Annotated in this window: 23 protein-coding genes; 16 read left to right on the top strand and 7 right to left on the bottom strand. The window is 71.3% G+C overall.

The features are described 5' to 3' along the window. Positions 1-11 precede the first annotated feature (11 nt). From secY to truA, 12 genes are all read left to right on the top strand, one after another. Positions 12-1,319 (top strand): preprotein translocase subunit SecY, encoded by a 1,308-nt coding sequence (gene secY / locus FH610_RS08155; RefSeq protein WP_139573655.1) that lies wholly within the window; start codon positions 12-14, stop codon positions 1,317-1,319. Continuing rightward, on the top strand, positions 1,319-1,972 hold the full coding sequence (locus tag FH610_RS08150) for an adenylate kinase (protein ID WP_139573654.1): 654 nt from the start codon (positions 1,319-1,321) through the stop codon (positions 1,970-1,972). The genes secY and FH610_RS08150 overlap by 1 nt, the downstream gene beginning before the upstream one ends. 86 nt (positions 1,973-2,058) lie before the next feature. Then, positions 2,059-2,889, top strand: coding sequence for a type I methionyl aminopeptidase (gene map, locus FH610_RS08145; RefSeq protein ID WP_139573653.1), 831 nt, complete (start codon positions 2,059-2,061; stop codon positions 2,887-2,889). 69 nt (positions 2,890-2,958) lie between these two features. Further along, positions 2,959-3,408 (top strand): DUF1707 SHOCT-like domain-containing protein, encoded by a 450-nt coding sequence (locus FH610_RS08140; protein WP_139573652.1) that lies wholly within the window; start codon positions 2,959-2,961, stop codon positions 3,406-3,408. A 420-nt stretch (positions 3,409-3,828) separates the two neighbouring features. After that, on the top strand, positions 3,829-4,050 hold the full coding sequence (infA, locus tag FH610_RS08135; RefSeq protein WP_030508344.1) for a translation initiation factor IF-1: 222 nt from the start codon (positions 3,829-3,831) through the stop codon (positions 4,048-4,050). A 45-nt stretch (positions 4,051-4,095) separates the two neighbouring features. Then, a complete protein-coding gene (rpmJ, locus tag FH610_RS08130; protein ID WP_003956441.1) occupies positions 4,096-4,209 on the top strand; it encodes a 50S ribosomal protein L36 in 114 nt (37 codons plus the stop codon). 224 nt (positions 4,210-4,433) lie between these two features. After that, positions 4,434-4,814 carry a 30S ribosomal protein S13 gene (gene rpsM / locus FH610_RS08125; RefSeq protein WP_139573651.1) on the top strand — a complete coding sequence of 127 codons (381 nt, stop codon included), beginning with the start codon at positions 4,434-4,436 and terminating at the stop codon, positions 4,812-4,814. Between the two features lie 36 nt (positions 4,815-4,850). After that, positions 4,851-5,255: a 30S ribosomal protein S11 gene (gene rpsK, locus FH610_RS08120; RefSeq protein WP_020542285.1), complete on the top strand. Its 405-nt coding sequence runs from the start codon at positions 4,851-4,853 to the stop codon at positions 5,253-5,255. A 20-nt stretch (positions 5,256-5,275) separates the two neighbouring features. After that, positions 5,276-5,902 (top strand): 30S ribosomal protein S4, encoded by a 627-nt coding sequence (rpsD, locus tag FH610_RS08115; RefSeq protein ID WP_139573650.1) that lies wholly within the window; start codon positions 5,276-5,278, stop codon positions 5,900-5,902. A 155-nt stretch (positions 5,903-6,057) separates the two neighbouring features. Next, entirely contained in the window at positions 6,058-7,074 is a 1,017-nt protein-coding gene (locus FH610_RS08110; protein ID WP_139573649.1) for a DNA-directed RNA polymerase subunit alpha, read from the top strand. Positions 7,075-7,222: 148 nt separating this feature from the next. After that, positions 7,223-7,747 (top strand): 50S ribosomal protein L17, encoded by a 525-nt coding sequence (rplQ, locus tag FH610_RS08105; RefSeq protein ID WP_139573648.1) that lies wholly within the window; start codon positions 7,223-7,225, stop codon positions 7,745-7,747. 94 nt (positions 7,748-7,841) lie between these two features. Then, complete coding sequence (gene truA, locus FH610_RS08100; protein ID WP_139573647.1) at positions 7,842-8,732, top strand: tRNA pseudouridine(38-40) synthase TruA; 891 nt, start codon at positions 7,842-7,844, stop codon at positions 8,730-8,732. Between the two features lie 122 nt (positions 8,733-8,854). On the opposite strand, the gene FH610_RS08095 is transcribed toward truA, so the two are convergent. From FH610_RS08095 to FH610_RS08085, 3 genes are all read right to left on the bottom strand, one after another. After that, positions 8,855-12,577, bottom strand: coding sequence for a hypothetical protein (locus FH610_RS08095; protein ID WP_139573646.1), 3,723 nt, complete (start codon positions 12,575-12,577; stop codon positions 8,855-8,857). A gap of 106 nt (positions 12,578-12,683) precedes the next feature. Further along, positions 12,684-13,865, bottom strand: coding sequence for a hypothetical protein (locus FH610_RS08090; RefSeq protein ID WP_139573645.1), 1,182 nt, complete (start codon positions 13,863-13,865; stop codon positions 12,684-12,686). 41 nt (positions 13,866-13,906) lie between these two features. Next, positions 13,907-14,632, bottom strand: a complete 726-nt coding sequence (locus FH610_RS08085; RefSeq protein ID WP_161627945.1) for a CAP domain-containing protein — start codon at positions 14,630-14,632, stop codon at positions 13,907-13,909. Positions 14,633-14,969: 337 nt separating this feature from the next. Between FH610_RS08085 and rplM the strand changes: the two genes are divergently transcribed. The 4 genes from rplM (at position 14,970) to FH610_RS08065 (ending at position 20,233) form a co-directional block, all read left to right on the top strand. Continuing rightward, a complete protein-coding gene (gene rplM, locus FH610_RS08080) occupies positions 14,970-15,413 on the top strand; it encodes a 50S ribosomal protein L13 (RefSeq protein WP_139573643.1) in 444 nt (147 codons plus the stop codon). Positions 15,414-15,443: 30 nt separating this feature from the next. Continuing rightward, on the top strand, positions 15,444-15,965 hold the full coding sequence (rpsI, locus tag FH610_RS08075; RefSeq protein WP_139573642.1) for a 30S ribosomal protein S9: 522 nt from the start codon (positions 15,444-15,446) through the stop codon (positions 15,963-15,965). Next, entirely contained in the window at positions 15,965-17,350 is a 1,386-nt protein-coding gene (glmM, locus tag FH610_RS08070) for a phosphoglucosamine mutase (protein WP_139573641.1), read from the top strand. The genes rpsI and glmM overlap by 1 nt, the downstream gene beginning before the upstream one ends. Before the next feature lie 105 nt (positions 17,351-17,455). After that, positions 17,456-20,233, top strand: coding sequence for a helix-turn-helix transcriptional regulator (locus FH610_RS08065; protein WP_139573640.1), 2,778 nt, complete (start codon positions 17,456-17,458; stop codon positions 20,231-20,233). A 43-nt stretch (positions 20,234-20,276) separates the two neighbouring features. Here the strand turns inward: FH610_RS08065 and FH610_RS08060 are convergent, their stop codons facing one another. Genes FH610_RS08060 through FH610_RS08045 form a run of 4 tightly spaced genes read right to left on the bottom strand, consistent with a single transcriptional unit; the run spans position 20,277 to position 23,729 of the window. Next, positions 20,277-20,993, bottom strand: a complete 717-nt coding sequence (locus FH610_RS08060; RefSeq protein ID WP_139573639.1) for an ABC transporter permease subunit — start codon at positions 20,991-20,993, stop codon at positions 20,277-20,279. Then, the gene (locus FH610_RS08055; RefSeq protein WP_240808825.1) at positions 20,990-21,943 is read right to left on the bottom strand and encodes an ABC transporter ATP-binding protein; all 954 of its coding nucleotides are present in this window, start codon (positions 21,941-21,943) and stop codon (positions 20,990-20,992) included. The genes FH610_RS08060 and FH610_RS08055 overlap by 4 nt, the downstream gene beginning before the upstream one ends. Continuing rightward, entirely contained in the window at positions 21,940-22,806 is an 867-nt protein-coding gene (locus FH610_RS08050) for an ABC transporter permease (protein WP_139573638.1), read from the bottom strand. Before FH610_RS08050 ends, FH610_RS08055 begins: the two co-directional genes overlap by 4 nt. Next, positions 22,803-23,729, bottom strand: coding sequence for an ABC transporter ATP-binding protein (locus FH610_RS08045; RefSeq protein ID WP_139573637.1), 927 nt, complete (start codon positions 23,727-23,729; stop codon positions 22,803-22,805). Before FH610_RS08045 ends, FH610_RS08050 begins: the two co-directional genes overlap by 4 nt. Positions 23,730-23,749: the final 20 nt, after the last annotated feature.

The following is a 23,749-nucleotide window of genomic DNA, read 5'->3' as shown; positions in this document are numbered from 1 at the left end:
CAGGAGGGACCGTGCTGACCGCGTTTACCCGGGCGTTCCGGACGCCTGACCTGCGCAATAAGCTGCTCTTCACACTGGGCATCATCGTGCTGTTCCGGCTTGGCTCGGTGCTTCCCACTCCGGGGGTCAACGCCAAGAACGTGGCCCTGTGTCTGGAGCAGGCCCAGGCGGGAGACGCTGCCAACATCTACGGGATGGTGCAGCTCTTCAGCGGCGGCGCCCTGTTGAAACTTTCAGTGTTCGCGCTCGGCATCATGCCGTACATCACCGCGAGCATCATCCTGCAGCTGCTGACGGTGGTGATTCCCCGGCTCGAGGCCCTGAAGAAGGAGGGCCAGGCGGGGACGGCGAAGATCACGCAGTACACCCGTTATCTGACCATCGGGCTGGCGGTGCTGCAGTCGACCGCGTTCGTCGCGCTGGCCCGCAGCGGGCAGCTCTTCCAGAACTGCAACCAGGAGATCCTGCTCAGCCAGGACGTCTTCCCGCTGGTCACCATGGTCATCACGATGACCGCCGGCACCGCCGTGATCATGTGGCTGGGCGAGCTGGTGACCGACCGCGGCGTCGGCAACGGCATGTCGATCCTGATCTTCACTCAGGTCATCGCGGTGTTCCCGTCGGAGCTCGTGAACATCTTCCGGCAGAGCCCGTTCAAGTTCGTCGTCGTGATGGTCGTCGGCGTCGTGATGATCGGTGTCGTCGTGTTCATCGAGCAGGCGCAGCGCCGCATCCCGGTGCAGTACGCCAAGCGGATGGTCGGTCGCCGTATGTACGGCGGCACCTCGACCTACATCCCGCTCAAGGTGAACCAGGCCGGCATCATCCCGGTCATCTTCGCCTCGTCGCTGCTGTACCTGCCGCAGCTTCTGGTCACGCTGTTCGGCAACAGCCAGAAGCCCAACATGGTCGTCGAGTGGCTGGCGCAGAACATGATCAGGGGCGACCACCCGGTCTACATGGCCACGTTCTTCCTGCTGATCGTCTTCTTCACGTACTTCTACGTGTCCATCACTTTCAACCCCCCTGAAGTGGCTGACAACATGAAGAAGTACGGTGGGTTCATCCCGGGCATCCGTCCGGGCCGGCCGACCGCTGAGTACCTGAGCTACGTGCTCAACAGGCTCACGGCCGCGGGCGCTCCGTATCTGGGTGTGATCTCGCTCATCCCGATCATCGCGCTGGCGGTGGCCGGAGCGAGCCAGAACTTCCCGTTCGGAGGGACCAGCATTCTGATCATGGTTGGTGTTGGTCTGGACACGGTCAAGCAGATCGAGAGCCAGCTTCAGCAGCGCAACTACGAGGGCTTCCTGAGATAGTGCGCGTCGTCCTGGTAGGGCCCCCCGGAGCGGGTAAGGGGACGCAGGCCCAGTTCATCGCTTCGCACCTGTCGATCCCGAAAATCTCGACAGGCGACATCTTCCGTGCCAACGTCTCGGGCGGCACGGAGCTCGGCAAGCTCGCCAAGGAGTACATGGACCGCGGCGACCTCGTCCCCGACGAGGTGACCGTGGCCATGGTCCGTGACCGGCTGTCGGAGGACGACGCGCAGGAGGGCTTCCTCCTGGACGGCTTCCCCCGCAACGTGCCCCAGGCCGAGGTCCTCAAGAAGATGCTGGCCGAGTTCGGCACGGGGCTCGACGTGGTCCTCAACCTGGTCGTCGAGGACGACGAGGTCGTGCGCCGCCTGGCGGGCCGCCGTACGTGCCGTTCCTGCGGCAAGGTGTGGCATGTCGTGTTCGACCCGCCCGCCGTGGAGGGCGTCTGCGACGCCTGCGGTGGGGAGCTCTTCCAGCGGGACGACGACCGCGAGGAGACCATCAGGCGTCGCCTGGAGGTCTATCAGGAGCAGACGGCGCCGCTGATCTCGTTCTACGCCGACGAGGGAATCCTGCAGGGGGTCGACGCGACCGGGCCGGTCGAGGAGATCACCCAGCGGGCGATGTCGGCGCTGCGGCGGTTCGCCGACTGATTCATTACCGCGGCCGGGAACGCCACTCCACTCCATGGGGTGGCGTTCAGGCTTATATGGGACAATTCCGGGAGGGGGTGCGTTACGTGTTCAAGAAGAATCGGCACGGAATTCAGATCAAGAGCGCCGAGCAGCTGGAGAAGATGCGTGCGGCCGGCCTGGTCGTCGCCCGGACGCTGGAGCTGCTCCGGACGTCGGTCCGGCCCGGGATGACGCCGCTCGACCTCGACGCCATCGCCGAAGAGGCCATCCGGGGCGAGGGCGCGATCCCGTCGTTCAAGGGCTACCAGGGCTTCCCCGCCACGATCTGCGCCTCCGTGAACGACGAGGTCGTCCACGGCATCCCCACCGACCGCCGCCCGCTCCGCGAAGGCGACGTCATCTCGATCGACTGCGGCGCGATCCTCGACGGGTGGCACGGCGATTCGGCGATCACGGTCGGGATCGGCGAGGTCGACCCCGCGCTGACCGAGCTCATGCGGGTGACCGAGGAGGCCATGTGGCGCGGCATCGCCGCCCTGCGGGTCGGCGGGCACCTGTCCGACATCGGCCACCAGGTCGAGCAGTACGTGCGCTCTCAGGGCCGCTACGGCATCCCCCAGGAGTACGGGGGGCACGGCATCGGCACCGAGATGCACATGGACCCCTGGGTGGCCAACCACGGCCGGCCGGGGCGCGGCCCGCGTTTCGAGGTCGGCATGTGCTTCGCGATCGAGCCGATGGTGAACCTCGGCACCGACCGCACCAAGGTGCTGGCCGACGACTGGACGGTCGTGACGCTCGACGGGCGCGCCTCCGCCCATTTCGAGCACAGCGTCGCCGTGACGGAGAACGGCCCCCTGGTTCTCACGGCGCTCGACGGCGGAGCCTCCCGTTTCCCCGGCGTCGGTGCGCAGGCGGGGGAGAGCGCCTCCTGAGCCGGCGCGCCCGTTCCGGCGGCGCGTGAACAATAATGGTCGTATCGCTCGAATGACCGGGAGATGGTGATGGCGGCAGCGCCGGAGATGCGGGCCTCCGACGGCGACCGTGACCGGGTCGCCGCGGCACTGCGCGAGCACGTGGCCGAGGGCAGGCTCACCATCGACGAGTTCAACGAGCGGCTTGAGCAGGTCTACCAGAGCCGTACGTACGGGGAACTGGCCAAGCTCACCTCCGACCTGCCCGAGATCGATCTGCACCGGCTGCCCGCCGCCAGCGAGTCCGTACGACGGCCGCACCCCGCCCGGCGTGACGAGAAGACGCGGGGCAGCCTGAAGGGCGCGTGGTCCGCCTGGGCGGCTGCCAGCGCCGTGAGCTGGATGATCTGGCTCCTCACCATGGTCACTTCGGGTCATATGATCCCTCCCTGGCCGATGTGGGTCATGGGCCCCTGGGGCGTCATCCTCCTCATCAACACGGTTTCCGGCAGGGGTGGACAGTCCCGGCGCGACACCTGAGCGTTCTTTACCGGAGGGCCGCCGTCGCGGGAGCCGCGGGCGGGTAGGTGCCCGGTGTCGCGACGTACGGCCCCGCTCGGGCCGTGCCCCCGCGGTGATCAGGCCGCACCCACCCGCCCCGGCATTTCGGCGGTGCCGGGCGGGCGGGTGCGGCGGCTTCCCCCGGAATCGGCCCGAGGAACGGCCGGCACCGAATTGGCCGGATGCCCCTGTGGGGGGTACCCTGTGATCTGGTTGTGTCGGGACCCCTGCCGTCGTTTCGCAATTCGGCCCGGGTTGTCGTACACTCCTTTGTCGGTTCACTATGACCTTTGCGCCTAGGCGGCCTCGCTGGTCGCCGCTCTCTGGAAGCGCCCCGAAGGTCGCGGCTGCTTAGTGTTCCGAAACCTCAGACGATCCGATCAGTGAAACGCGAGGGCCATGGCCAAGAAAGACGGCGCCATCGAGATTGAGGGCACTGTTATTGAGTCGCTCCCGAATGCCATGTTCCGGGTGCAACTCGACAACGGCCACAAGGTCCTGGCCCACATCAGCGGGCGGATGCGGATGCACTACATCAGGATCCTGCCCGACGACCGGGTTGTCGTGGAGTTGAGCCCCTACGACCTGAGTCGTGGGCGGATCGTCTACCGGTACAAGTAGCCCCCCCGTCAACGGGACGGGCCGTATGCGGAACGAATAAGGACTATGAAGGTCAAGCCGAGCGTCAAGAAGATCTGCGACAAGTGCAAGGTGATTCGCCGGCACGGTCGCGTCATGGTGATCTGCGACAACCTGCGCCACAAGCAGCGCCAGGGCTGAGCCCAGCTCTCAGTACGTCGCCACCGGGCCCCTGCTGAGTCCGTCCCTGCGGCGGGCTCGACCCGCGTGAGGGCCGGAACAACGAAATCGCGTGACACACCCGCGCAGGCGGCGAAAGCCGTACCACGCGGGAGACCCCCGGTCGGAGGCCGGGGCCCTCGCCCGGGCATGGGAGGGGAAGTGTCGCGCTAGACCTCCGCCACACTGAAGGAGAATGCCCGACCATGGCCCGCCTGGTTGGCGTCGACCTCCCCCGCGACAAGCGGCTGGAGATCGCTCTCACCTACGTTTTCGGAATCGGCCGCACCCGCGCCAAGGAGATCCTTGACGCGACCGGTATCAGCCCCGACCTACGCGTCCACCAGCTCACGGACGCCGAGCTCGTCCCGATGCGTGACTACATCGAGGCGAACTACAAGATCGAGGGTGACCTCCGGCGCGAGATTCAGGCCGACATCCGACGCAAGATCGAGATCGGCTGCTACCAGGGCATCCGGCACCGCAAGGGGCTGCCTGTCCACGGTCAGCGGACGCAGACGAACGCGCGCACCCGCAAGGGTAAGAAGAAGACCGTCGCCGGCAAGAAGAAGCCGGGCAAGAAGTAGTCCTTAGCAGCCACATTTCCAGGAGTTAGCGCTTCAATGCCGCCGAAGAGCCGCCAGGGCGCACCGAAGAAGGTGCGCCGCAAGGAAAAGAAGAACGTCGCTCACGGGCACGCCCACATCAAGAGCACGTTCAACAACACGATCGTTTCGATCACCGACCCGAACGGGAACGTGATCTCCTGGGCCAGCGCCGGCCACGTCGGGTTCAAGGGCTCTCGCAAGTCCACCCCGTTCGCCGCGCAGATGGCTGCCGAGAACGCCGCCCGCCGCGCCATGGAGCACGGTATGCGCAAGGTCGACGTCTTCGTCAAGGGCCCCGGCTCCGGCCGTGAGACCGCGATCCGTTCGCTGCAGGCGACCGGTCTCGAGGTCGGGTCCATCCAGGACGTGACCCCGGTCCCGCACAACGGCTGCCGTCCGCCCAAGCGCCGTCGCGTCTGAGCTCAGGAGAGTAGAAAGAAATGGCTCGTTACACGGGTCCGGACTGCAAGCTCTGCCGCCGTGAGAAGACCAAGCTCTTCCTCAAGGGCAAGAAGTGCGAGTCCGCCAAGTGCCCCATCGAGATCCGCCCGTACCCGCCGGGTGAGCACGGCCGCGGCCGTCCGAAGGAGTCGGAGTACCAGCTCCAGCTTCGTGAGAAGCAGAAGACCCGCCGCATCTACGGCGTCCTCGAGAAGCAGTTCCACAACTACTACGAGGAAGCCAACCGCAAGGCCGGCAAGACGGGTGAGAACCTGCTCCAGATCCTGGAGAGCCGTCTCGACAACGTGGTCTACCGCGCCGGCTTCGCCGAGTCGCGTGACGCGGCCCGCCAGCAGGTGCGCCACGGCCACTTCCTCGTGAACGGCAAGAAGGTCGACATCCCGTCGTACCGCGTGCGCGAGCACGACATCATCGAGGTCCGCGAGAAGTCGCGCAACCTCCTTCCGTACGAGGTGGCCCGCGCGAGCGCCGGCGACAAGACCGTCCCGGCCTGGCTGGGCGTCTCCACCGAGAACATGCGCATCCTCGTGCACCAGCTCCCGGTCCGCCAGCAGATCGACACGCTGGTCCAGGAGCAGCTGATCGTCGAGCTCTACTCCAAGTAGTAGGGCCCGAGCAGTTCATGACGCCGTGCGGCCGGTACACTCCCGGCCGTACGGCATCATGGTTGTAGGCGAGCGGCGTCAAATAGCGGGCGTCGCCGTAACCCAGGGGCTCCTCGTCCGCCGTGACGGGGTCGTCCCGGATCCAGGAGATCCTGATGCTCATCGCACAGCGCCCGAGCCTCCAGGAGGAGTCGCTCGAGGAGCACCGGTCCAGGTTCATCATCGAGCCGCTCGAGCCGGGCTTCGGTTACACCATCGGCAACTCGGTGCGGCGGACGCTGCTGTCCTCCATCCCGGGGGCGGCGGTCACCAGCATCCGCATCGAGGGCGTGCTCCACGAGTTCTCGACCGTGCCGGGGGTCAAGGAAGACGTCACCGACATCATCCTGAACCTCAAGTCGCTGGTCGTCTCCTCCGAGCACGACGAGCCCGTGGTGATGTACCTGCGCAAGCAGGGCCCGGGTGAGGTCACCGCCGCCGACATCGCGCCTCCGGCCGGTGTCGAGGTGCACAACCCCGACCTGCACATCGCCACGCTGAACGGCAAGGCGAAGCTGGAGATGGAGCTGACCGTCGAGCGCGGCCGCGGCTACGTCTCCGCCGCCCAGAACAAGCAGCCTGGCCAGGAGATCGGCCGGATTCCGATCGACTCGATCTACTCTCCGGTCCTCAAGGTCACCTACAAGGTCGAGGCCACCCGTGTCGAGCAGCGCACGGACTTCGACCGCCTGATCCTCGACGTCGAGACCAAGCCGTCCATGAAGCCCCGCGACGCGGTGGCCTCGGCCGGCAAGACCCTGGTCGAGCTGTTCGGCCTGGCCCGTGAGCTCAACGTCGAGGCCGAGGGCATCGACATCGGCCCGTCGCCGACGGACGCGGCTCTCGCGGCCGACCTGGCGCTGCCGATCGAGGAGCTCAACCTCACCGTCCGTTCGTACAACTGCCTCAAGCGCGAGGGCATCCACACCGTGGGTGAGCTCGTCGCCCGCAGCGAGCAGGACCTGCTGGACATCCGCAACTTCGGCGCCAAGTCGATCGAAGAGGTCAAGCAGAAGCTGCACGAGATGGGCCTGGCTCTCAAGGACTCCCCGCCCGGGTTCGACCCCTCCGCCGTCGCCGGCGGCGGGTACGACGACGAGGACGGCGGGTTCATCGAGACCGAGCAGTACTGATCGCCCGTCTTCCAGCAGCGGCACCACCGTCTCGTGCCGCCCGTCGAGGGCGGCATGAGGCGGCGATGACAAGTCACGACCGGTACGCCGGTCGGCCCGACCCCGGTACCTGACACGGCCGGAGCGGGTTATCCATGAGGAGCATGAAATGCCCAAGCCCACCAAGGGCGCCCGCCTCGGCGGCAGCCCGGCCCACGAGCGGCTGATCCTGGCGAACCTCGCCACCTCGCTGTTCCAGAACGGCCGGATCACCACCACCGAGGCCAAGGCCAGGCGTCTCCGCCCGCTCGCGGAGAAGCTGATCACCAAGGCGAAGAAGGGCGACATCCACAACCGTCGCCAGGTGCTGACGGTCGTCCGCGACAAGGGCGTCGTCCACCACCTCTTCACCGAGATCGCCCCGACGTACGCCGAGCGTCCCGGTGGCTACACCCGGATCACCAAGCTCGGCCCGCGCAAGGGCGACGCCGCTCCGATGGCGGTCATCGAGCTGGTCACCGAGCAGCTGAACCCGGTCAGGGTCTCCCGTACGGCTCCGGCCGCGCCCGCCGCCGAGGCCGCTCCGGCCGAGGTCGAGGAGACGCCGGCCGTGCAGGACGAGGCCGCCGAGACGGCGGAGGCTCCTGAGGCCGCCGCCGAGGTGGCTGAGGGCGACAAGAAGGACGAAGCCTGATCCCAGGCTCTGTGAGCGGGCTCAGTTTCCCTTCCGGGGATGCTGGGCCCGCTCTTCGTTTGTGCACCGTACGAGGCACCGTACGAGGGATGGCGTGGAGCGAGAACTGCGGCTGAGGCTTGACCTGGGTTACGACGGCACGGACTTCTCGGGCTGGGCGCGCCAGCCGGGGCGGCGCACCGTGCAGGGGGAGATCGAGGACGCGCTGGGCCGCGTCCTGCGCCTGGACGCCCCGCCGTCGCTCACCGTCGCGGGCCGCACCGACGCCGGTGTCCACGCGAGGGGGCAGGTGGCGCACGTCGACCTCCCGCTCGCCGCGCTGGCCGCCGCCTCGTCCGGGCGTGCCCCCGTCCCCGAGGATCCGGAACAGGCGTGGGGGGAGCGCGGCGCTGAGTGGCTCGCTGCGCTGACGAGGCGGCTGGCCGGGGTGCTGCCCCTCGACGTGCGGGTGCACGCCGTCAGCGTCGCTCCCGAGGGCTTCGACGCCCGGTTCTCCGCGCTGTCGCGCCGCTACGGCTACCGCGTCGGCGACGCCCCCGGCGGGGTGGACCCGCTGCGGCGGCGCGAGGTGCTGTGGTATGCCCGGCCGCTGGACGTGGACCTGCTGAACGCGGCGGCCGCCCGCCTGCTGGGCGAGCACGACTTCGCCGCCTTCTGCCGCAGACGCGAGGGCGCGACCACGATCCGTGAGCTTCAGCGGCTCGACTGGGTCAGGGGCGAGGACGGGATCCTCCTCGCGACCGTGGTCGCCGACGCCTTCTGTCACTCGATGGTCCGGGCGCTGGTCGGCTCGCTACTGACCGTGGGGGAGGGCAGACGGCCCGTCGAGTGGCCCGCCGAGGTGCTGGCGACAGCGGTACGGGACTCGGGTGTGCACGTCGCGCCCGCGCACGGTCTCACGCTTGAGGAGGTGCGCTACCCAGGGCCGGAGGAACTGGCGCGGCGGGCCGCCGCCACCCGCCGCGTGCGCACACTGAGTACCTGACCCCTGCGCACCTAAGCTCTGCGCGCCTGACCCCTGAGCACCTGCTCCGACGGCCCCCTGCTCCGATCGCCGGGGCCGGGGCGGCACGTGATCCCCGCATGGGAGGCCACGCGCCGGGGTCGTCAGCGTGAGGCGCGCTTTTCGATCACCTTCGCCATGTTGTCGCGGAAGGCGCCGCTGATCGGCGCGAGGTTCTTGTCGTTCGCGTCCGGCGTGTGCCCGTCGGCGTAGGTGGCGTAGCTGAACACGATGTAGCGTCCCCACACCATGCCGGCGGCGTAGCCGCCGGAGATCGACACCTTGTCCGCTCGGCTCGCCTTGTCGCCGTCGAGGCCGCGGAACCAGACGTTGGCGCCGAGATCCTTGGCCTGGTCCACGGCGAGGGCCTCGGTCTTGCCGGGCAGCACGGCGATGCCCGTGGTCACCGCGTACTGGCGCTTGCCGTCCACGTAGGTGGCCCTGAGCACCCTGCGGCACTGCTGCTCGCTGAGGGCCTGCGCGAACGCGCCCGCCGCCGCCTTCCCGCAGTCGTCGGTCACGTCGACCTTGACCCGGCGGTACGTCGTGCCCGCCAGCGTCACCTTCTCGTCCGGGAACGCCTCTCCCGGCTTCAGGGTCTTGGGGTCGGTCTGCTCCGAGTCGAGAATGACGGAGGAGACCGTGGAAGTCGGCTGCGGCTCGGCTGAGGGGGGCGCCGTGGTGGCCGCCGGCGTACGGGCGGCTCGATCACCGTCAGGCTCGCCCGAGTACGCGAAGTAGGCCGCGGTGCCGATCGCCCCCACGACGACCACCGCACCGGCGGCCATCAGGATCCGCTTGACCTTCCCGCCGGAGGGGGGAGGGCTGGTGGGGCCCAGCGTCGCAGGGAGGTTGCCCTCCGGGGAGGGGCCGCCGGGGGCGGAGGGGTTCGGCCCGAATCCGGGTGGAGGCGTCGGCTTGCCCGCCTTGGCCGGTGTCACCGGCGTGAACGCGAACGGGGTCTCACCGGTCGGCTGCGAGGGCGAACCGGTCGTGGGAGAGGTTGTCGCCATCTGTCCTGAATTGGGGTCGGGGGAGACCGCCCCGGTGACGCCGTCGCTCGTGGACGGGCCCAGGGCCGGCGTGTCGGATGACGCCGCACCCGGGGGCGCGACGGATGGCGGGACATCCGAGGGGGACGTCGCGGACGGCGACTGGAACGGGGACTGAGACGCGGTCTGACCCTGTGTCTCGTCCTGTCTCCCCAGCGGTGTCCCGGACGGTGCGCTGTCCTGCGCCTGACCAGGCGCGTTCGATGTCTGTGTGGGCGCTTGGAACGGCTCCTCGGGCTGCGGCGGGAGCAGCGGCTGCGTCGTCCTGTCGTAGGCCGGGTGCTGCGGTTCGCCGTGCGGAGTGCTCTGTGAGCTGTGCGGAGTGCTCTGTGAGCTGTGCGGGGTGCTCTGTGAGCTGTGCGGAGGGCTCTGTGAGCTGTGCGGGGTGCTCTCTTCGGAGTGCGCGAGGGCCTGGCCGGGTTCGTACGGTGCGCCGGGCACAGGGAACCCCTCGATCGGGGTCACCGAGTGGGCCATCTCGGTCCCGAAGCCCTCGGGCGGCCCGGCGTGACCCGGAGCGGCAGGGTACGACGCCGGCGTGTCCGGTGGGGGGATGCTCCCCGCGGGAGCGTCCTGCCCGGAAGCGCCCGACGCGGGCTCGCCGGCGGGTGCGCCCGTCTGTCCTGATCCTTCGGCGGGCGAACCACCGTCGGCAGGCACATCGGCGTGATGCGCCGTGTCCGCGGGTGTGCCGCTGTGGTCGGGCGCAGTGCCGTGCTCGGGCGGAGTGGTGTGGCCGGGCGTGCCGGTGGGGGTGGGCGCGTCGCCGGACGCGCCGCCTGACTCGGTCGTGCCCGCCCGGTCGCCGGACGGGCCCTCGGGCGCATGCGCCGAGCCGGGCTCGTCCTGGTAGGCGTTCGTCGGGGGCCAGGAGGTGCCCGCGGGCATCTCCCCCTGCGGGTACGGCTCGCCGGGCAGCCGTGGCGGCCACACGGGCACGTCGCCGGGCTCCCCGGGGCGGACCGCCTCCGGGGACACGGCTCCCTGTGCGTACATCTCCGGCGGGCCGGCCGGGAATTCCGGGCCGGGCTGCGGCACGTATTGGGGGCCGTACTGCGGTGGGGCGGCGGGTGGATACCCCTGGTGGGGCACCGGCGCCTGGGGCCAGGCCTCTCCGCCGGACGGCTGCCCCGCGGCGGGGGCGGGCCCCCACTCGGGGAACGTCGGCACGCCGGGCGCCGTCTCGCCGGGCTGGGCGGCCCAGGGACCACCGGCGTTCTGCTGATCCGGTCCGTACGAGGCCGGCGCCGCGGGAGGGCCGCCGGGCTGCGGCCAGGCAGGGGGCCCGGCAGGGGGCCCGGCCGGGCCCTGCCACGCCCCGCCGTGGGATCCCTCGTCGTACGGCGAGGGGGACGCGCCGAAGGCGCCGGGCGCGGCCGGTTCGCCGCCTGGCGGGGTCGGCCACGGGGCAGGGCCGGAGTCGCCCGTTCCGGCCTCAGCGGGGCCCTGCGGCCACTGCGACTCGTTGCCCGGGTGGGGCCAGGAGGTGACGCCGCCGGGCTGGGGACCTGTCTGGGCGCCGTGCTGGGGACCTGTCTGGGCGCCGTGCTGGGGGCCGGGCTGTGCGCCGGGATCGCCGACGGGGGCGGGCCACATGTGCGGGGCTCCCGCTTCCGCAGAGGGCGGCTGCTGCTGCCACGGCTGCGGGGCCGAGCCCGGGGGCGGTGGCTCCCAGGCCGGCGTTCCGGGACCATGCGGAGGCCACGGCTGCGCTCCCGGGTCGGCCGGTGGCTGCCACGCCGGGTTGGGCCCGTCCGCGGGCGGCTGCCATGCCGCCGGGTTCGCACCCTCGGCGGGCGGCTGCCAGGGGTGCGTTCCGGGGCCGTAGGCGGGCTGCTGCGAGCCGGGCGGCGGGGGAGTCTGGGGGTACGCGGGGCCGCCCGCGCTCTGTGCGGGTTGCCAGGGCGGCTGCGCGGGCTGCCAGGACGGCGCGTCCGGGCCCGGGGGGTGCTCCCAGCGCACGGCGTTCGGGTCGGCCGGAGGCTGCCACGAGTGGACTGCCTGGCCCTCGGGCTGCCACGAGGGCGCGCCCGGGCCCGGGGCGGGCGGGCGTGGATCGGGGTGCTCGGCCGGAGGCTGCCACGGAGGCGTGGCCGGAGCCGGGGGCTGCCATGCGGGCGGGCCGTATCCGGGATGTCCCTGTGCGCCGTGGCCGGGCTGCTGCTGGTCGCCGTGGCCGGTCGGCTGCCACGAGTGGATGCCCTGCTGACCCTCGGGCTGCGGCCAGGAGGGCGTGCCCGCGCCGTAGGCGGGCTGCGGAGGCACGGCGCCGTGACCGGCTCCCTGACCGGCTCCGGGGCCGACTCCGTGGCCGGCGCCGGGCTGCGGCTCACCGGGCGCGGGCAGGCCGAGGGCCTCGTCGCCGGGACGGCGCGGTGCGGGAAGCCCTCCGGCTTCCTCCGATGCTTCGGGATTCCCGGGCACGGCGGCGTTTCCCGCTACGCCGGGGGCGGCGGGCGGAGGGCCGTACGCCGGAACGGCCCTGAACCTGTTCGTGCTGTCCGGGTCGTCATCGGGCCGTTCCGGTGCCCCGAGACCGCCAGGAGGGCCGTACCTCGTCGGGTAGGGCACGGCCGGAAGCCGGTCCGCCGCACCGGCGGCGTCCGGGGCCCAGGCCGTGCCGTCGTCCGCCGGAGGCTGCCCGAACCCGGGCGGCGGGGTCTGGCCGAAGCTCGGAGGTGGCGTCGGAGGTGTCGCCGAGCCCTCGGCGTCCGCCTCGCGGCGGGCCCACGCCGTTTCGTGTTCGTGCTCGGAACCGGAATCCTTGCCACGCATAGCCGGAAGCGTAACGGCGCGGGCGCGATCGGCGTGCCCCTATGGGCGTTTCGGTCCGAGCCGCCCCGGGTCGCCCACCGGCTTTCACCTCAGTGAACGCCTGGCCTCAGCTGGGGCCACCGTTGAGCGAACGGGTGTCGAGGGCAGGGAAAACAGTCGCGTCGGTGACGTCCACCGCGGTCTGGTAGAGCCGTTTCAGCTCGTTCTTGGCTGGTTTGTGGCCGTCCTTGAACTGGAACCAGAGCAGCACCGCGTAGTGGCCGTGGGTCCAGCCGCCCGCGTACGCCTCGCCGGTGCCGAGGTGCTTGGTGGCCTCGTCCTTGCCCGGCAGCGGCTTGAGGTAGTCCTTGCGCTCGCCGCCGCCTCCGGCTGAGGCGACCTTCTTCGCCGTGGCGGAGGTTTTGAGGTTGGCGACGCCCACGGTGCCGATGACCGTGCCCTTGGAGTCCGCGAAGCTCGCCCGCAGCAGTTGCGTGCATCCGCCCGCCTTGAGCGCCTTGGTGATTTTGTCGCCGGTGACGCCGTCCGCGCACTTTTTCTCCTTACGGAACGTCGTGCGGACGTACGAACGCTTGTTCTTGACGAATTTGCCCTTGGCGAACAGCTCCCGGAGCGACAGCGGGCTTTTGTCGGTCGCCCGTGAGGCGGTGTAGCCGAACTTGCCCGGGGGCCCCTCGGAGACGAGCGGTGGTGAGGGGCGGGTGGTGGGCGTCGGGGCGGCGACCGGCGGCTTCTCGTTGCGCGCGGCGTACCACAGGCCGGTGAACAGCGCCCCGATGAGGGCCAGCAGGGCGAGGCCGAGGGCCCACGGGCGACGCCACCAGGGGCCCTTCGCGTCCGGATCCCACACGGGCTCCGGCGGCGGAGGCGCCGGCGACGCCGTCGGCTGCCGCCGCACGTCCCAGTCGCCGCCCGCCTGACCGCCGGGCGGGGACGCGTACGGGCCCGACGCGAGCTCCTCGATCCGGTGGGGGCCCTCCTGCTCGTACGGCCCGCGTCCGGCGTACGGCTGCTGCTCGGGCTGCTGCCGGTAGGGCTGCTGCGGGTAGGGCTGGTAGGGCGCCTGCTCGCGTTCGTATGGCGATTGCTCACGTTCGTATGGCGATTGCTCGCGGGCGTACGGCGACTGCTCGCGCTGGTACGGCGGCTGCCCCCCGCCGTAGGGCGGCGCGTCGCGACGGCCGGCGAGGGGAGAGTCGTCCCCGCCGGAGTACGGCGGCAGGTCCCGCCTGCGGGGATCGGGTGGATGATGCGGCGGAGGTGGTTGCTGGTCGCCGGGATAACCCATGGCGCTGAGATTAGTCGGCTATCTGGACAGATGAGGAAGCGTCAGGAATACCCGAAGTCCTCGGTCCACCACGGGCCGCCCTCGCCCGTGCTCACGCCGACCCCGGTCGCGACCAGGCGGCAGTCGAGCAGCGTGGCGCGGTCGCTCTGCCCGGCCATCCAGCCGCGTACGACCGCCTCGGCGGTCTGGTAGCCCCTGGCGATCGTCTCGGCCCCGCCGTCGGAGTAGCCCGCCGCGCCCATGCGGTCCCAGGGAGAGGCGCCCCCGGGGGAGCTGTGCCGGAACAGCCTGCTCGACGCCATCTCGTCCGAGTGCGCGCGGGCGGACTCCACGAGGCGGGGGTCCACGCGCAGAGGCCGGCAGCCGTGCCTGCGGCGTTCGGCGTTGACCAGGCGCACGACCTCGGCCTCCATCGAGGCGGACCGCATCGAGTCGGCGTCGTACGTGTCGTCGCCGCCGTCCGTCCGGGGCGTGAGAACGGTGTGCCGCGAGCCGCTGTCGGAGCCGTCGATCAGCGTGGAGGGTGGCCTTTCCTTCCGGGGCCGGCGCTGCGGCACCTGCCGGGGGACGACCGGAGCCACGGTGCGCAGCACGTGGTCGAGGGTGGGCCGGTCGCGCGGCACCGCGCCCGCCGCGCTCACGCTCGGCGACGGGGACGGCTCCGACTTGCGCAGATAGACGTCGTCGACCTCGCTCGACCGGGTGCTGATCCTGCCGATCACGACACCGGTGAGCAGGATGGCCACGGCGCATGCCAGCAGACCCATCTGAGTCCCCCGTAAGGGGCCACGGAAGGTGTGTTTTTTGTGAGGGGTCTGCCACATACCGCAGTCAAATATAGAGATCTGCGCCATGGGGAAGAAGAGGCGAATGGGTATGGATTTGATGAACGTTCAAATGAGGCGTTCCAATGCCCCGCGCCCCTCGCCGTTTTGACCAGGCCGCGTCGGGTCGGTAGTCTGCTAGTTCGTTGTGTGTGGATCGGTCTGTCCGCAGACCGGTGCACGGCGCGTCCGGCGTCTTCTCCCGTACATGTGGAGACGGAGGTTGTCGCCGTGCCTGCGCAACCTACCGAGAGTTCACATTCCGACAGAAGGCACTGCCGTGCGCACGTTCTCACCGAAGCCCAACGACGTCGAACGTCAGTGGTACGTCATCGACGCGACCGACGTCGTGCTCGGCCGGCTGGCCAGCCAGGTGGCGACCCTGCTCCGCGGGAAGCACAAGCCGATCTTCGCCCCGCATGTCGACACGGGTGACTTCGTCATCGTCATCAACGCCGAGAAGATCGCCCTGAGCGGCAACAAGCTCGAGCAGAAGAAGGCGTACCGCCACTCGGGTTACCCCGGCGGTCTGCGTGCCGTCAGCTACGGCGAGCTCATGGAGAAGCGTCCGGACCGGGCCGTGGAGAAGGCCGTCCGCGGCATGCTTCCCAAGAACGCCCTGGGCCGCAAGATGGCCAAGAAGCTCAAGGTCTACGCCGGCACCGAGCACCCGCACCAGGCCCAGCAGCCGGTGCCCTTCCAGATCACCCAGATCGCCCAGTAATCGCGAGCCAGGAAAGTTAAGAGGAGAACCGTGGCCGAGCCCACCGGTATCGAGACGCTCGTCGAGGGCGAGCCGGAAGACTACACCGCGGAGGAGTTCCCCTCCGAGTACACCACCGAGTCGGCCCCGGCCGGCGAGGGCGCCGTGCGCAAGCCCGTCACCACGGGCAACTCGTACGGCACCGGCCGCCGCAAGGAGGCCATCGCCCGTGTCCGCATCGTGCCGGGCACCGGCAAGTGGACGATCAACGGCCGCTCGCTGGACAGCTACTTCCCGAACAAGGTCCACCAGCAGCTGATCAACGAGCCGTTCGTCGTGCTCGGCGCCGAGGACGCGTTCGACGTCATCGCCCGCATCGACGGCGGCGGCGTGACCGGCCAGGCCGGCGCGCTGCGCATGGGCCTGTCCCGCGCGCTCGCCGTGCTGGACGCCGAGGTCAACCGCCCGCCGCTGAAGAAGGCCGGCTTCCTCACCCGTGACGCCCGCGCCACGGAGCGGAAGAAGTACGGCCTCAAGAAGGCCCGCAAGGCTCCTCAGTACAGCAAGCGTTAATGTCGCAGGAGCCCGTAGGCGCCTCCTCTCGGGGGCGCCTCTTCGGCACCGACGGGGTACGTGGGGTCGCCGGGCGCGACCTCACCGCGGAGCTGGCCATGGACCTGTCCGTGGCCGCCGCGCATGTGCTCGGCGACGCCGGGGCGTTCCATGGCAGTGTCGGGCGGCGCGGCCGCCCGATCGCCGTCGTAGGCCGGGACCCGCGGGCTTCAGGAGAGTTCCTGGAGGCCGCCGTGGTCGCCGGCCTCGCGTCGTCCGGCGTGGACGTCCTGCGACTCGGCGTGCTGCCCACCCCGGCGGTCGCGTACCTGACCAACGCGCTGGGGGCCGACCTCGGCGTCATGCTCTCCGCGTCGCACAACCCCGCGCCGGACAACGGCATCAAGTTCTTCACCCGCGGCGGCTACAAGCTGCCCGACGCGGTGGAGAACGAGATCGAGCAACGGCTCGGGGAGAAGTGGGACCGTCCGGTCGGCTCGTCGGTCGGCCGGGTCCGTGAGGCGTACGGCGAGGCCGATCGATACGTCTCTCACGTGCTGACCACCCTGCCCCACCGGCTCGACGGGCTGCGGGTCGTCGTCGACTGCGCGCACGGCGCGGCGCACATGGTCGCCCCGGAGGCGCTGCTGCGCGCCGGCGCGGCCGTGGAGACCATCGGCGCCGCCCCGGACGGGTTGAACATCAACGACGGCGTGGGCTCGACCCACCTGGCCGCGTTGCGTAAGGCCGTCGTCGAAGGCGGCGCCGACCTGGGCATCGCCTATGACGGCGACGCCGACCGCTGCCTCGCCGTCACCGGCGCGGGCGAGGAGGTCGACGGCGACCAGATCATGGCGATCCTGGCCCTGTCGATGCACGCCGACGGCCGCCTCGCCAAGGACACGGTCGTCGCGACGGTCATGTCCAACCTGGGGTTCAAGCTCGCCCTGCGGGAGGCCGGCCTGTCCGTGGTGGAGACCGCGGTCGGCGACCGGTACGTCCTGGAGGCGATGCAGGACGGCGGCTACACGCTCGGCGGCGAGCAGTCCGGTCACGTGATCATGCTGGATCACGCCACGACCGGCGACGGCCTGCTCACCTCGCTCCACCTGATGGCCGAGGTGGCCCGCCAGGGCCGCTCCCTCGCCGACCTCGCATCGGTGATGACGAAGCTGCCGCAGGTGCTCGTCAACGTCCGGGACGTGGCGAAGGCGAAGGCGTCCGCCCCCGAACTGCGGGCGGCCGTCGCCGAGGCGGAGGCCGAGCTCGGGGAGACCGGCCGCGTGCTGATCCGCCCGAGCGGCACCGAGCCCATGATCCGGGTCATGGTCGAGGCCGAGTCGCACGACCAGGCCAAGGCCGTGGCGGACCGCCTCGCGGAGGTCGTCCGCACGGTCTGCGGCTGACGCCTCACGCGTCACCACTCCCGAGAACCCCGCCGGGTGCCTGCCCGGCGGGGTTCCCAATTGGAAGCCCTTCTCAATTGCGTAATATGCGCGTAACACTGATGCATGTCTTATTTGACCGGTGTTCGGTCGGGGGCGTTAAGGGGTCGTGACAAGGAGTCGGGCGCGCTGCGCGCGCTCGTGGACCAGGCCCGGGCCGGTGCGGGCGGATGCCTGCTCCTCCTCGGTGGACCGGGTGCGGGCAAGACCGCGCTGCTCGACCTCGCCGCCGCGCACGCGGCCGCCGGAACCCCGGGCGAGCAGGGGTTCCTCGTGCTCCGCGCCCAGGGTGTCAGAGGCGAGACCCACCTGCCGTACGCCGGGCTGCACGCCCTGCTCCGCCCCATAGCGGACCGGCTGGACGCGGCCGATCCGGCGTCGGCGGCCGCCCCGACGATGCTCGTCGAGGCGCTGCGGACCGGCACCGGCACGGGCGGCCTGGCGCTGCCCGCCGCGCTGCTGCGGCTCCTGCAGACCGCCGGGCGCCCGGTGCTGGTGTGCGCCGACGACCTCCAGTGGCTCGACGGCCCCAGCCGGGAGGCGATCTGTTTCGTGGCCCGCCGAGCCGTCGCGGCCCCCGTCGCCGTGCTGCTCACCTCCGCGGAGCCCGGGACGGCCCCCGGCGACCTGCCGTCGCTGCCGCTCGACCCGCTCGACGAGCGGGCGTCCCGGCAGGTGCTCGACGACCTGGTCCCCGAAGGTGCTCCTGGGGACCTGCGCGCGGCGCTGGTCCGGGCGGCCCGGGGCAACCCGCTCGCGCTGGCCGAACTCGCCGGCTCACTGACCGACGCGCACCGCAAGGGCTCGGCGCCGCCGCCCGAGACGCCGCCGCGCGGCGGGCGGTTGTGGCGGGCGCACGCCGACCGGCTCCGCGGCCTGCCCGCCGACACCGCCGACCTCGTCCTGCTGGTCGCGGCCGATCCCGGCATCGACGCGGTCACGCTGGTGCGCGCGGCGGAGTCGCGGTCGGGGCTGGCGGCCCTGGAGGCGGCGGAGACCGCGGGCGTCGTCGTCGAGTCGCCGGACGGCGGTTTCGACCTCGCCGACCCGATCCTGCGGCACGTGGCGTACGCCGAGGCGTCCCTCGTCCGGCGGAGGGCCGCCCACCGCCTGCTGGCGAGCCTTCTCGATGGGGAGCACCAGCGGCTGCGGCGGGCCTGGCACCGCGCCGCCGCCCTCGACGGTCCCCCCGACAGGCTCGCCGAGGACCTCGTACGCGCGCTCGCGGCGGCGCCGAAGGCGGCGGCCTTCCCCGAACCGTTCCGCGCCCTCGAACGGGCGGCCGAGCTCACCGGGCAGGGCGAGGCCAAGGCCGCACGGCTGGCCGCCGCCGCCCGGCACGCCTGGCAGGCGGGACAGCCGCAGCGGGCGAGGTCGCTGCTGTCCAGGATCGACACGCTCGCGGCCGGCGCCGAGGTGCGCGGCCGCGCCGAACTGGTCAGGGGCAGCCTGGAGCTGCGCGCGGGCAAGACCGACAGCGCCTGCGACACGCTGCTCGCCGCCGCGGAGCGGCTGCTGCACACCGACCGGGAGCAGGCCGTACGCGCGCTGGTCCGGGCGGGCGAGGCGAGCTACCTGGCGGGGGACAACCGCCGGTTCCTGGCGATCGCGCGGCGGGCCGAGACCCTGCGGCGGCCCGACGACGACCACGTCACACGTCTCGCGCTGGAGTATCTCGCCGGCATGGCCGCGACGTTCCGGGGCCGGCACCGCGAGGCGACCGCCTCACTGCGCCGCGTCGCCACCGAGGTGATGGTGCCGCCCTCGGCCGGCAGCCCCTCGGTGCTCGTGTGGGGCGGCGTCGCGAACCTCCTGCTCGGCAACGGGGCCGACGCGCTCACACTGGCGTCCCGGGCGGTCGAGGTGGCGCGCGCCCACGGCGCGGTCGCCAGCATGCCGCAGATGCTGGAGATCCTGATCCAGGCCCAGCTGTGGAGCGGCCGTTACGACGCGGTCGCGGCCAACGCCTCGGACGGCCTGCGCCTGGCGCAGGAGACGGGCCGGGCCACCAGCGGCGCCCAGCATCTCGCCTGGCTCGCGTTCACCGCCGCCGTCGCGGGCGACGAGGAGACCTGCGCCCTGCGGGCGGCGCGGGCCGTCGAGCTGGCCGCCGCCCACGGCGTCAGCGTGGCCGAGGCGCTCGGCACGCTGGCCCTGGCTCATCTGGACGTCGCGGCGAACCGCCACGCCGACGCGGTGAACCGCCTGCGTACGGTGGCCCGCACCGGCGACCCCCTCGTCGTACGGGTGATGGCGACGCCGCTGCTCGTCGAGAGCGCCGTACGCACCGGGGACATCGGTCAGGCAGGGGACGCGCTGGTCATGCTGGAGCGCTGGGCCGACAGCACCCGCGACCCCGACCGGCTGGCGCTGGCGGCCCGGTGCCACGCGCTGCTCGCGCCCCCGGCCGAGGCCGCGGAGCGCTTCACACAGGCGCTGGAACTGCACCGCCAGGGGGCGTGCGCGTTCGAGACCGCGCGCACGCGGCTGCTGTACGGCGGCATGCTCCGGCGGTCGCGCCGCCCCAGTGCGGCTCGCGAGCACCTGCACGGCGCCCTGGAGACGTTCGAGCGGTACGGCGCCCGCCTGTGGAGCGAGCACGCCCGCGCGGAGTTGCGCGCGGCCGGGGAGTCGGTGCGGCCCTCGGGTTCCCGCTCCGAGGCCGGCCGGCTGCTCACGGCGCAGCAGTTCCAGATCGCCACCCTCGTGGCGGAGGGCGCGACGAACCGCGAGGTGGCCGCCCGGCTGTTCATCAGCCCGCGCACGGTGGAGCACCACCTGAGGAACATCTTCGCCAGGCTCGGCGTGCGCTCCCGGGTCGAACTGACCCGCCTTCTGTCGTGAGCGGTCACCACGCCGGCGCGGCGTGAGGCGCTGAACGGCGGAGCTAGTCGTCGCCGGTCAGGGAGAGGGAGCGCAGGCGCTGGCCGGTCCAGACGACGGCGCCGATCGTGACGATGACCATCGCCGGTACGGCGAAGCCGAGCGTCACCTCGGTGGAGAAGAAGGGCGAGGAGGAGACCTGGTCGGCGAGCGACTGGGCCCACTGCTGGATGGAGAACTTCCGCGCGCCGGGCACGTAGCCGCCGACCACGCCCTCCCACACGAGGGCGTAGATCACGCCGACCGCGACCGCGTGGCGGGTGAGCACGCCCAGCAGCAGGAACACCGCGGCGTACGCGATGCCGCCGAACAGCGCCCCGAGGGTGAAGCCGGTCGCGACGCCCGACTCCGAGCCGGCCAGGAGGTAGGCGGCGGCGTAGGTCGAGACGGCGGCGAGCACCGCGACGAGGGAGGCCGCGACCACGAACTTCGTCACCGCGATCACCGGTCGCGAGATCGGCTTGGCCAGCAGGTGGATGATCGTGCCGTCCTCGATCTCCGGCGCGATCACGCCCGTTCCGGCGATCAGCCCGAGCAGCGGCAGCATCGTGCCGATCGCGAAGCTCTTCATCAGAAGGACGGCCGTCTGCTCGTCCTGGCCGTTGACCAGCCTGAGCAGCGCGGCGAGCGCGACCAGCGCCACCGGCAGCAGAATCAGCAGCCAGATCCGCTTGCGCCCGAGCATGGCCCGGTAGGTGATGTCCGCCACCACCGTGTTCATCGAGAACTCCCGGAAATGAGGTAGGAGAAGACGCTTTCCAGGTCCTCGTCGGTGGGGGAGACCTGCCACAGGTGTACGGCGAGGTCGCGCGCCATCCGCGGCAGCAGCGCGGTGAAGCGCGCGTAGTCGGTCACCTGGACCTCGACGCCCTGCTCGGTCAGCGAGACCGCGCTGGAGGAGGGGTCGCCGATGAGCGCGGCGGCCAGACGCCGGTCGTCGCTCGACCTGACCCGGAACAGATGCGGCCGGTCGGCCATGCGGCGCCGGATCTCGCGGTAGTCGCCCGACGCGGCGTGCCGCCCCGCGACCAGGACCTCGATGTGGTGGGCCACCCGCTCGACCTCTTCGAGGATGTGCGAGCTGAACAGGATCGTCCGGCCCTCCTCGCCCATGCGGCGCACGAGGTCCATGAGGTGGAGCCGCTGCCGGGGGTCCATGCCGTTGAACGGCTCGTCCAGGAGCAGCACCTGGGGGTCGTGGACGAGGGCCGCCGCGACCTTGACCCGCTGCCGCATGCCCTTGGAGTACGTCTCGATGCGGCGGCCGGAGGCGTCCGTCATCTCCACCAGGTCGAGGGCCCGCCGGGCCGCGTCGGCGGGTGAGGGCAGGCCGTGCAGCCGGGCCGACGACAGCACGAACTGCCATCCGGTGAGGAAGCCGTACACGGCCTCCTTCTCGGGGACCAGGCCGATCTGCCGGTAGATCTCGTGGTTGTGCCAGATGCGCCGGCCGTCGAGGGTCGCCGTGCCGTTGGACGGCGCGAGGAACCCGGCCATCATGTGCAGCAGCGTCGACTTGCCCGCGCCGTTCGGCCCGAGTAGGCCGGTGACGCCGGGCCCGATCGTCATCGTGACGTCGTTGACCGCCACGACGTTGCCGTACCAGCGGGACACCTGGGCGAGTTCGAGCACGCCCTGACGGGTGGTCACGGGAGAGCTTGTGGTGGTCACGACGCCGCCTTCCGGTAGCGCAGGAGGACGCCCGTCACGGCCAGGACGACCACGGCCAGCAGGATCAGGCAGGATGCGATGCCGGGCGGAGCCATCTCAGTGTTGACGGGCTCGGTGCCGAACAGGGCCGACTGGACGTAGTCGACGAGGAAGAACGGGTTGAGGAGCAGGGCCCACCCGGCGACGTCGTCGCGTCCCGACGAGATCAGCACGCCGGCGAAGATCCCGGAGACGGCGGCGGTGAACATGTAGAACGCGATCACCGACGCGACGCCGAGACCGCGGCGCGGGGTGAACGACGCGAGGGCGATGCCCACGGAGGACAGCAGCACCGCGTGGAGGACCGCGCCGCCCAGAGCGCCGAGGTAGTCGGCGGTGTGCGGGGGCCCGGGCAGGTCCACCAGGAGTTCGCCGACGAACTCGATCGTCAGCGGCACGGCCAGCAGCCCGAACACCGCTACCGCGAGCGCGGTCAGCTTCGCCAGGACGTAGTCGGTCACGGTCAGCGGGCGGGACAGATACAGCGGCAGCACACGGAAGCGCAGGTCCGGCGCGACCAGGTACGGCGACTGGGCGGCCAGGAAGACCGCGATCACCGCCTGCATGAAGACCGCGTAGTTCGGATAGGGCATGACGAACTGCTTGGCGAGCGCCATCACGCCGATCGACACGACCGTCGGCATCAGCATGATCGCGGCCAGCAGCAACGGCATGATCTTGGCGCGGACCGTGCGGCCGAGCCCGAACACGCCGCGCAGGCTCTGCACGCCGAGGGCGAGCGTCCCCCGGCCGCGCCCCAGCTGTACGCCGTCGTAGTGGCGGTATCCGATGTCGTGGATGACCGCGGTCGGCTCTGTCGTCATGCCACCGGCTCCTTGAAGACGTCCTCGATGCGGCCTCGGCGCTGCTCCAGCCGCAGGAGGCTGAGGCCGAGGTCGCAGACGGCGTCGCGTACGGCGTCGTAGGTGCGGCCGGGGTCGTCGGCGGACACCTGGACCGTCAGCAGCCTGCCCTGCGCGGCGACCGTCTCGCCGCCCGCGGTCAGACGCTCGGCGAGCCGCTGCTGCCCTTCCTCGACCTCCACCGCGATGGTCTGCTCGGCCCGGGTGAACTCCCGGATCGCCGAGGAGCGCAGCAGCCGCCCGCCGTCGATGACGATGACGTGGTCGCACACCCGCTCGAGCTCGCCGAGCAGGTGGGAGGTGACCAGCACGCTGATGCCGAACTCGGTGCCGACGCGCCGGATCAGCGCGAGCATGTCGTCGCGGCCCTGCGGGTCGAGCCCGTTGGTGGGCTCGTCGAGGAAGACCAGTCGCGGGTCGTGGACGAGGGCCTGGGCGAGCTTGACCCGCTGCCGCATGCCGGTGGAGTAGCCGCCCATCGGGCGGTAGCGCTCCTCGTCGAGCCCGACGTGGCGCAGGGTGTCGGCGGCGCGCTCGCGGGCGGCCGTACGCGGCAGCCCGGACATCTGGGCCATGTGCACCACGAACTCGGTCGCCGATATGTCCGGGGGCAGGCAGTCGTGCTCGGGCATGTAGCCGACCACGCGCCGGATCTCCAGGCCCTGAGTGGCCGTGTCCAAACCGAGCACCGAGGCACGCCCGGAGGTCGGGGGGAGCAGGCCGAGCAGGATCTTGATCAACGTCGACTTGCCCGCGCCGTTGGCGCCCACCAGGCCGGTCACGCCGGTTCCGGCGGCGACCGTGAGGTCGTCGAGCGCCGTGACGCGGGGGAAGCGCTTGGTCAGCCCCTCGGTCGCGAAGCATGGGGTCGCGCTCGCTGTCATGATCCGACCCTACTGGGCGT

This window comes from Microbispora catharanthi (assembly GCF_006334915.2).
Lineage (GTDB): Bacteria > Actinomycetota > Actinomycetes > Streptosporangiales > Streptosporangiaceae > Microbispora > Microbispora catharanthi.
Note: the sequence above shows the minus strand (reverse complement) of the source record. Positions and strands in the feature narration are given on the sequence as shown.

Bases quoted from the DNA above. Each gene is read 5' to 3' on its own strand.
- FH610_RS08140 (WP_139573652.1), top strand. From the start codon at position 2,959: ATGGCGGCAGCGCCGGAGATGCGGGCCTCCGACGGCGACCGTGACCGG.
- infA (WP_030508344.1), top strand. From the start codon at position 3,829: ATGGCCAAGAAAGACGGCGCCATCGAGATTGAGGGCACTGTTATTGAG.
- rpmJ (WP_003956441.1), top strand. From the start codon at position 4,096: ATGAAGGTCAAGCCGAGCGTCAAGAAGATCTGCGACAAGTGCAAGGTG.
- rpsM (WP_139573651.1), top strand. From the start codon at position 4,434: ATGGCCCGCCTGGTTGGCGTCGACCTCCCCCGCGACAAGCGGCTGGAG.
- rpsK (WP_020542285.1), top strand. From the start codon at position 4,851: ATGCCGCCGAAGAGCCGCCAGGGCGCACCGAAGAAGGTGCGCCGCAAG.
- rpsD (WP_139573650.1), top strand. From the start codon at position 5,276: ATGGCTCGTTACACGGGTCCGGACTGCAAGCTCTGCCGCCGTGAGAAG.
- FH610_RS08110 (WP_139573649.1), top strand. From the start codon at position 6,058: ATGCTCATCGCACAGCGCCCGAGCCTCCAGGAGGAGTCGCTCGAGGAG.
- rplQ (WP_139573648.1), top strand. From the start codon at position 7,223: ATGCCCAAGCCCACCAAGGGCGCCCGCCTCGGCGGCAGCCCGGCCCAC.
- FH610_RS08095 (WP_139573646.1), bottom strand. From the start codon at position 12,577: ATGCGTGGCAAGGATTCCGGTTCCGAGCACGAACACGAAACGGCGTGG.
- FH610_RS08090 (WP_139573645.1), bottom strand. From the start codon at position 13,865: ATGGGTTATCCCGGCGACCAGCAACCACCTCCGCCGCATCATCCACCC.
- FH610_RS08085 (WP_161627945.1), bottom strand. From the start codon at position 14,632: ATGGGTCTGCTGGCATGCGCCGTGGCCATCCTGCTCACCGGTGTCGTG.
- glmM (WP_139573641.1), top strand. From the start codon at position 15,965: ATGTCGCAGGAGCCCGTAGGCGCCTCCTCTCGGGGGCGCCTCTTCGGC.
- FH610_RS08065 (WP_139573640.1), top strand. From the start codon at position 17,456: ATGTCTTATTTGACCGGTGTTCGGTCGGGGGCGTTAAGGGGTCGTGAC.
- FH610_RS08060 (WP_139573639.1), bottom strand. From the start codon at position 20,993: ATGAACACGGTGGTGGCGGACATCACCTACCGGGCCATGCTCGGGCGC.
- FH610_RS08050 (WP_139573638.1), bottom strand. From the start codon at position 22,806: ATGACGACAGAGCCGACCGCGGTCATCCACGACATCGGATACCGCCAC.
- FH610_RS08045 (WP_139573637.1), bottom strand. From the start codon at position 23,729: ATGACAGCGAGCGCGACCCCATGCTTCGCGACCGAGGGGCTGACCAAG.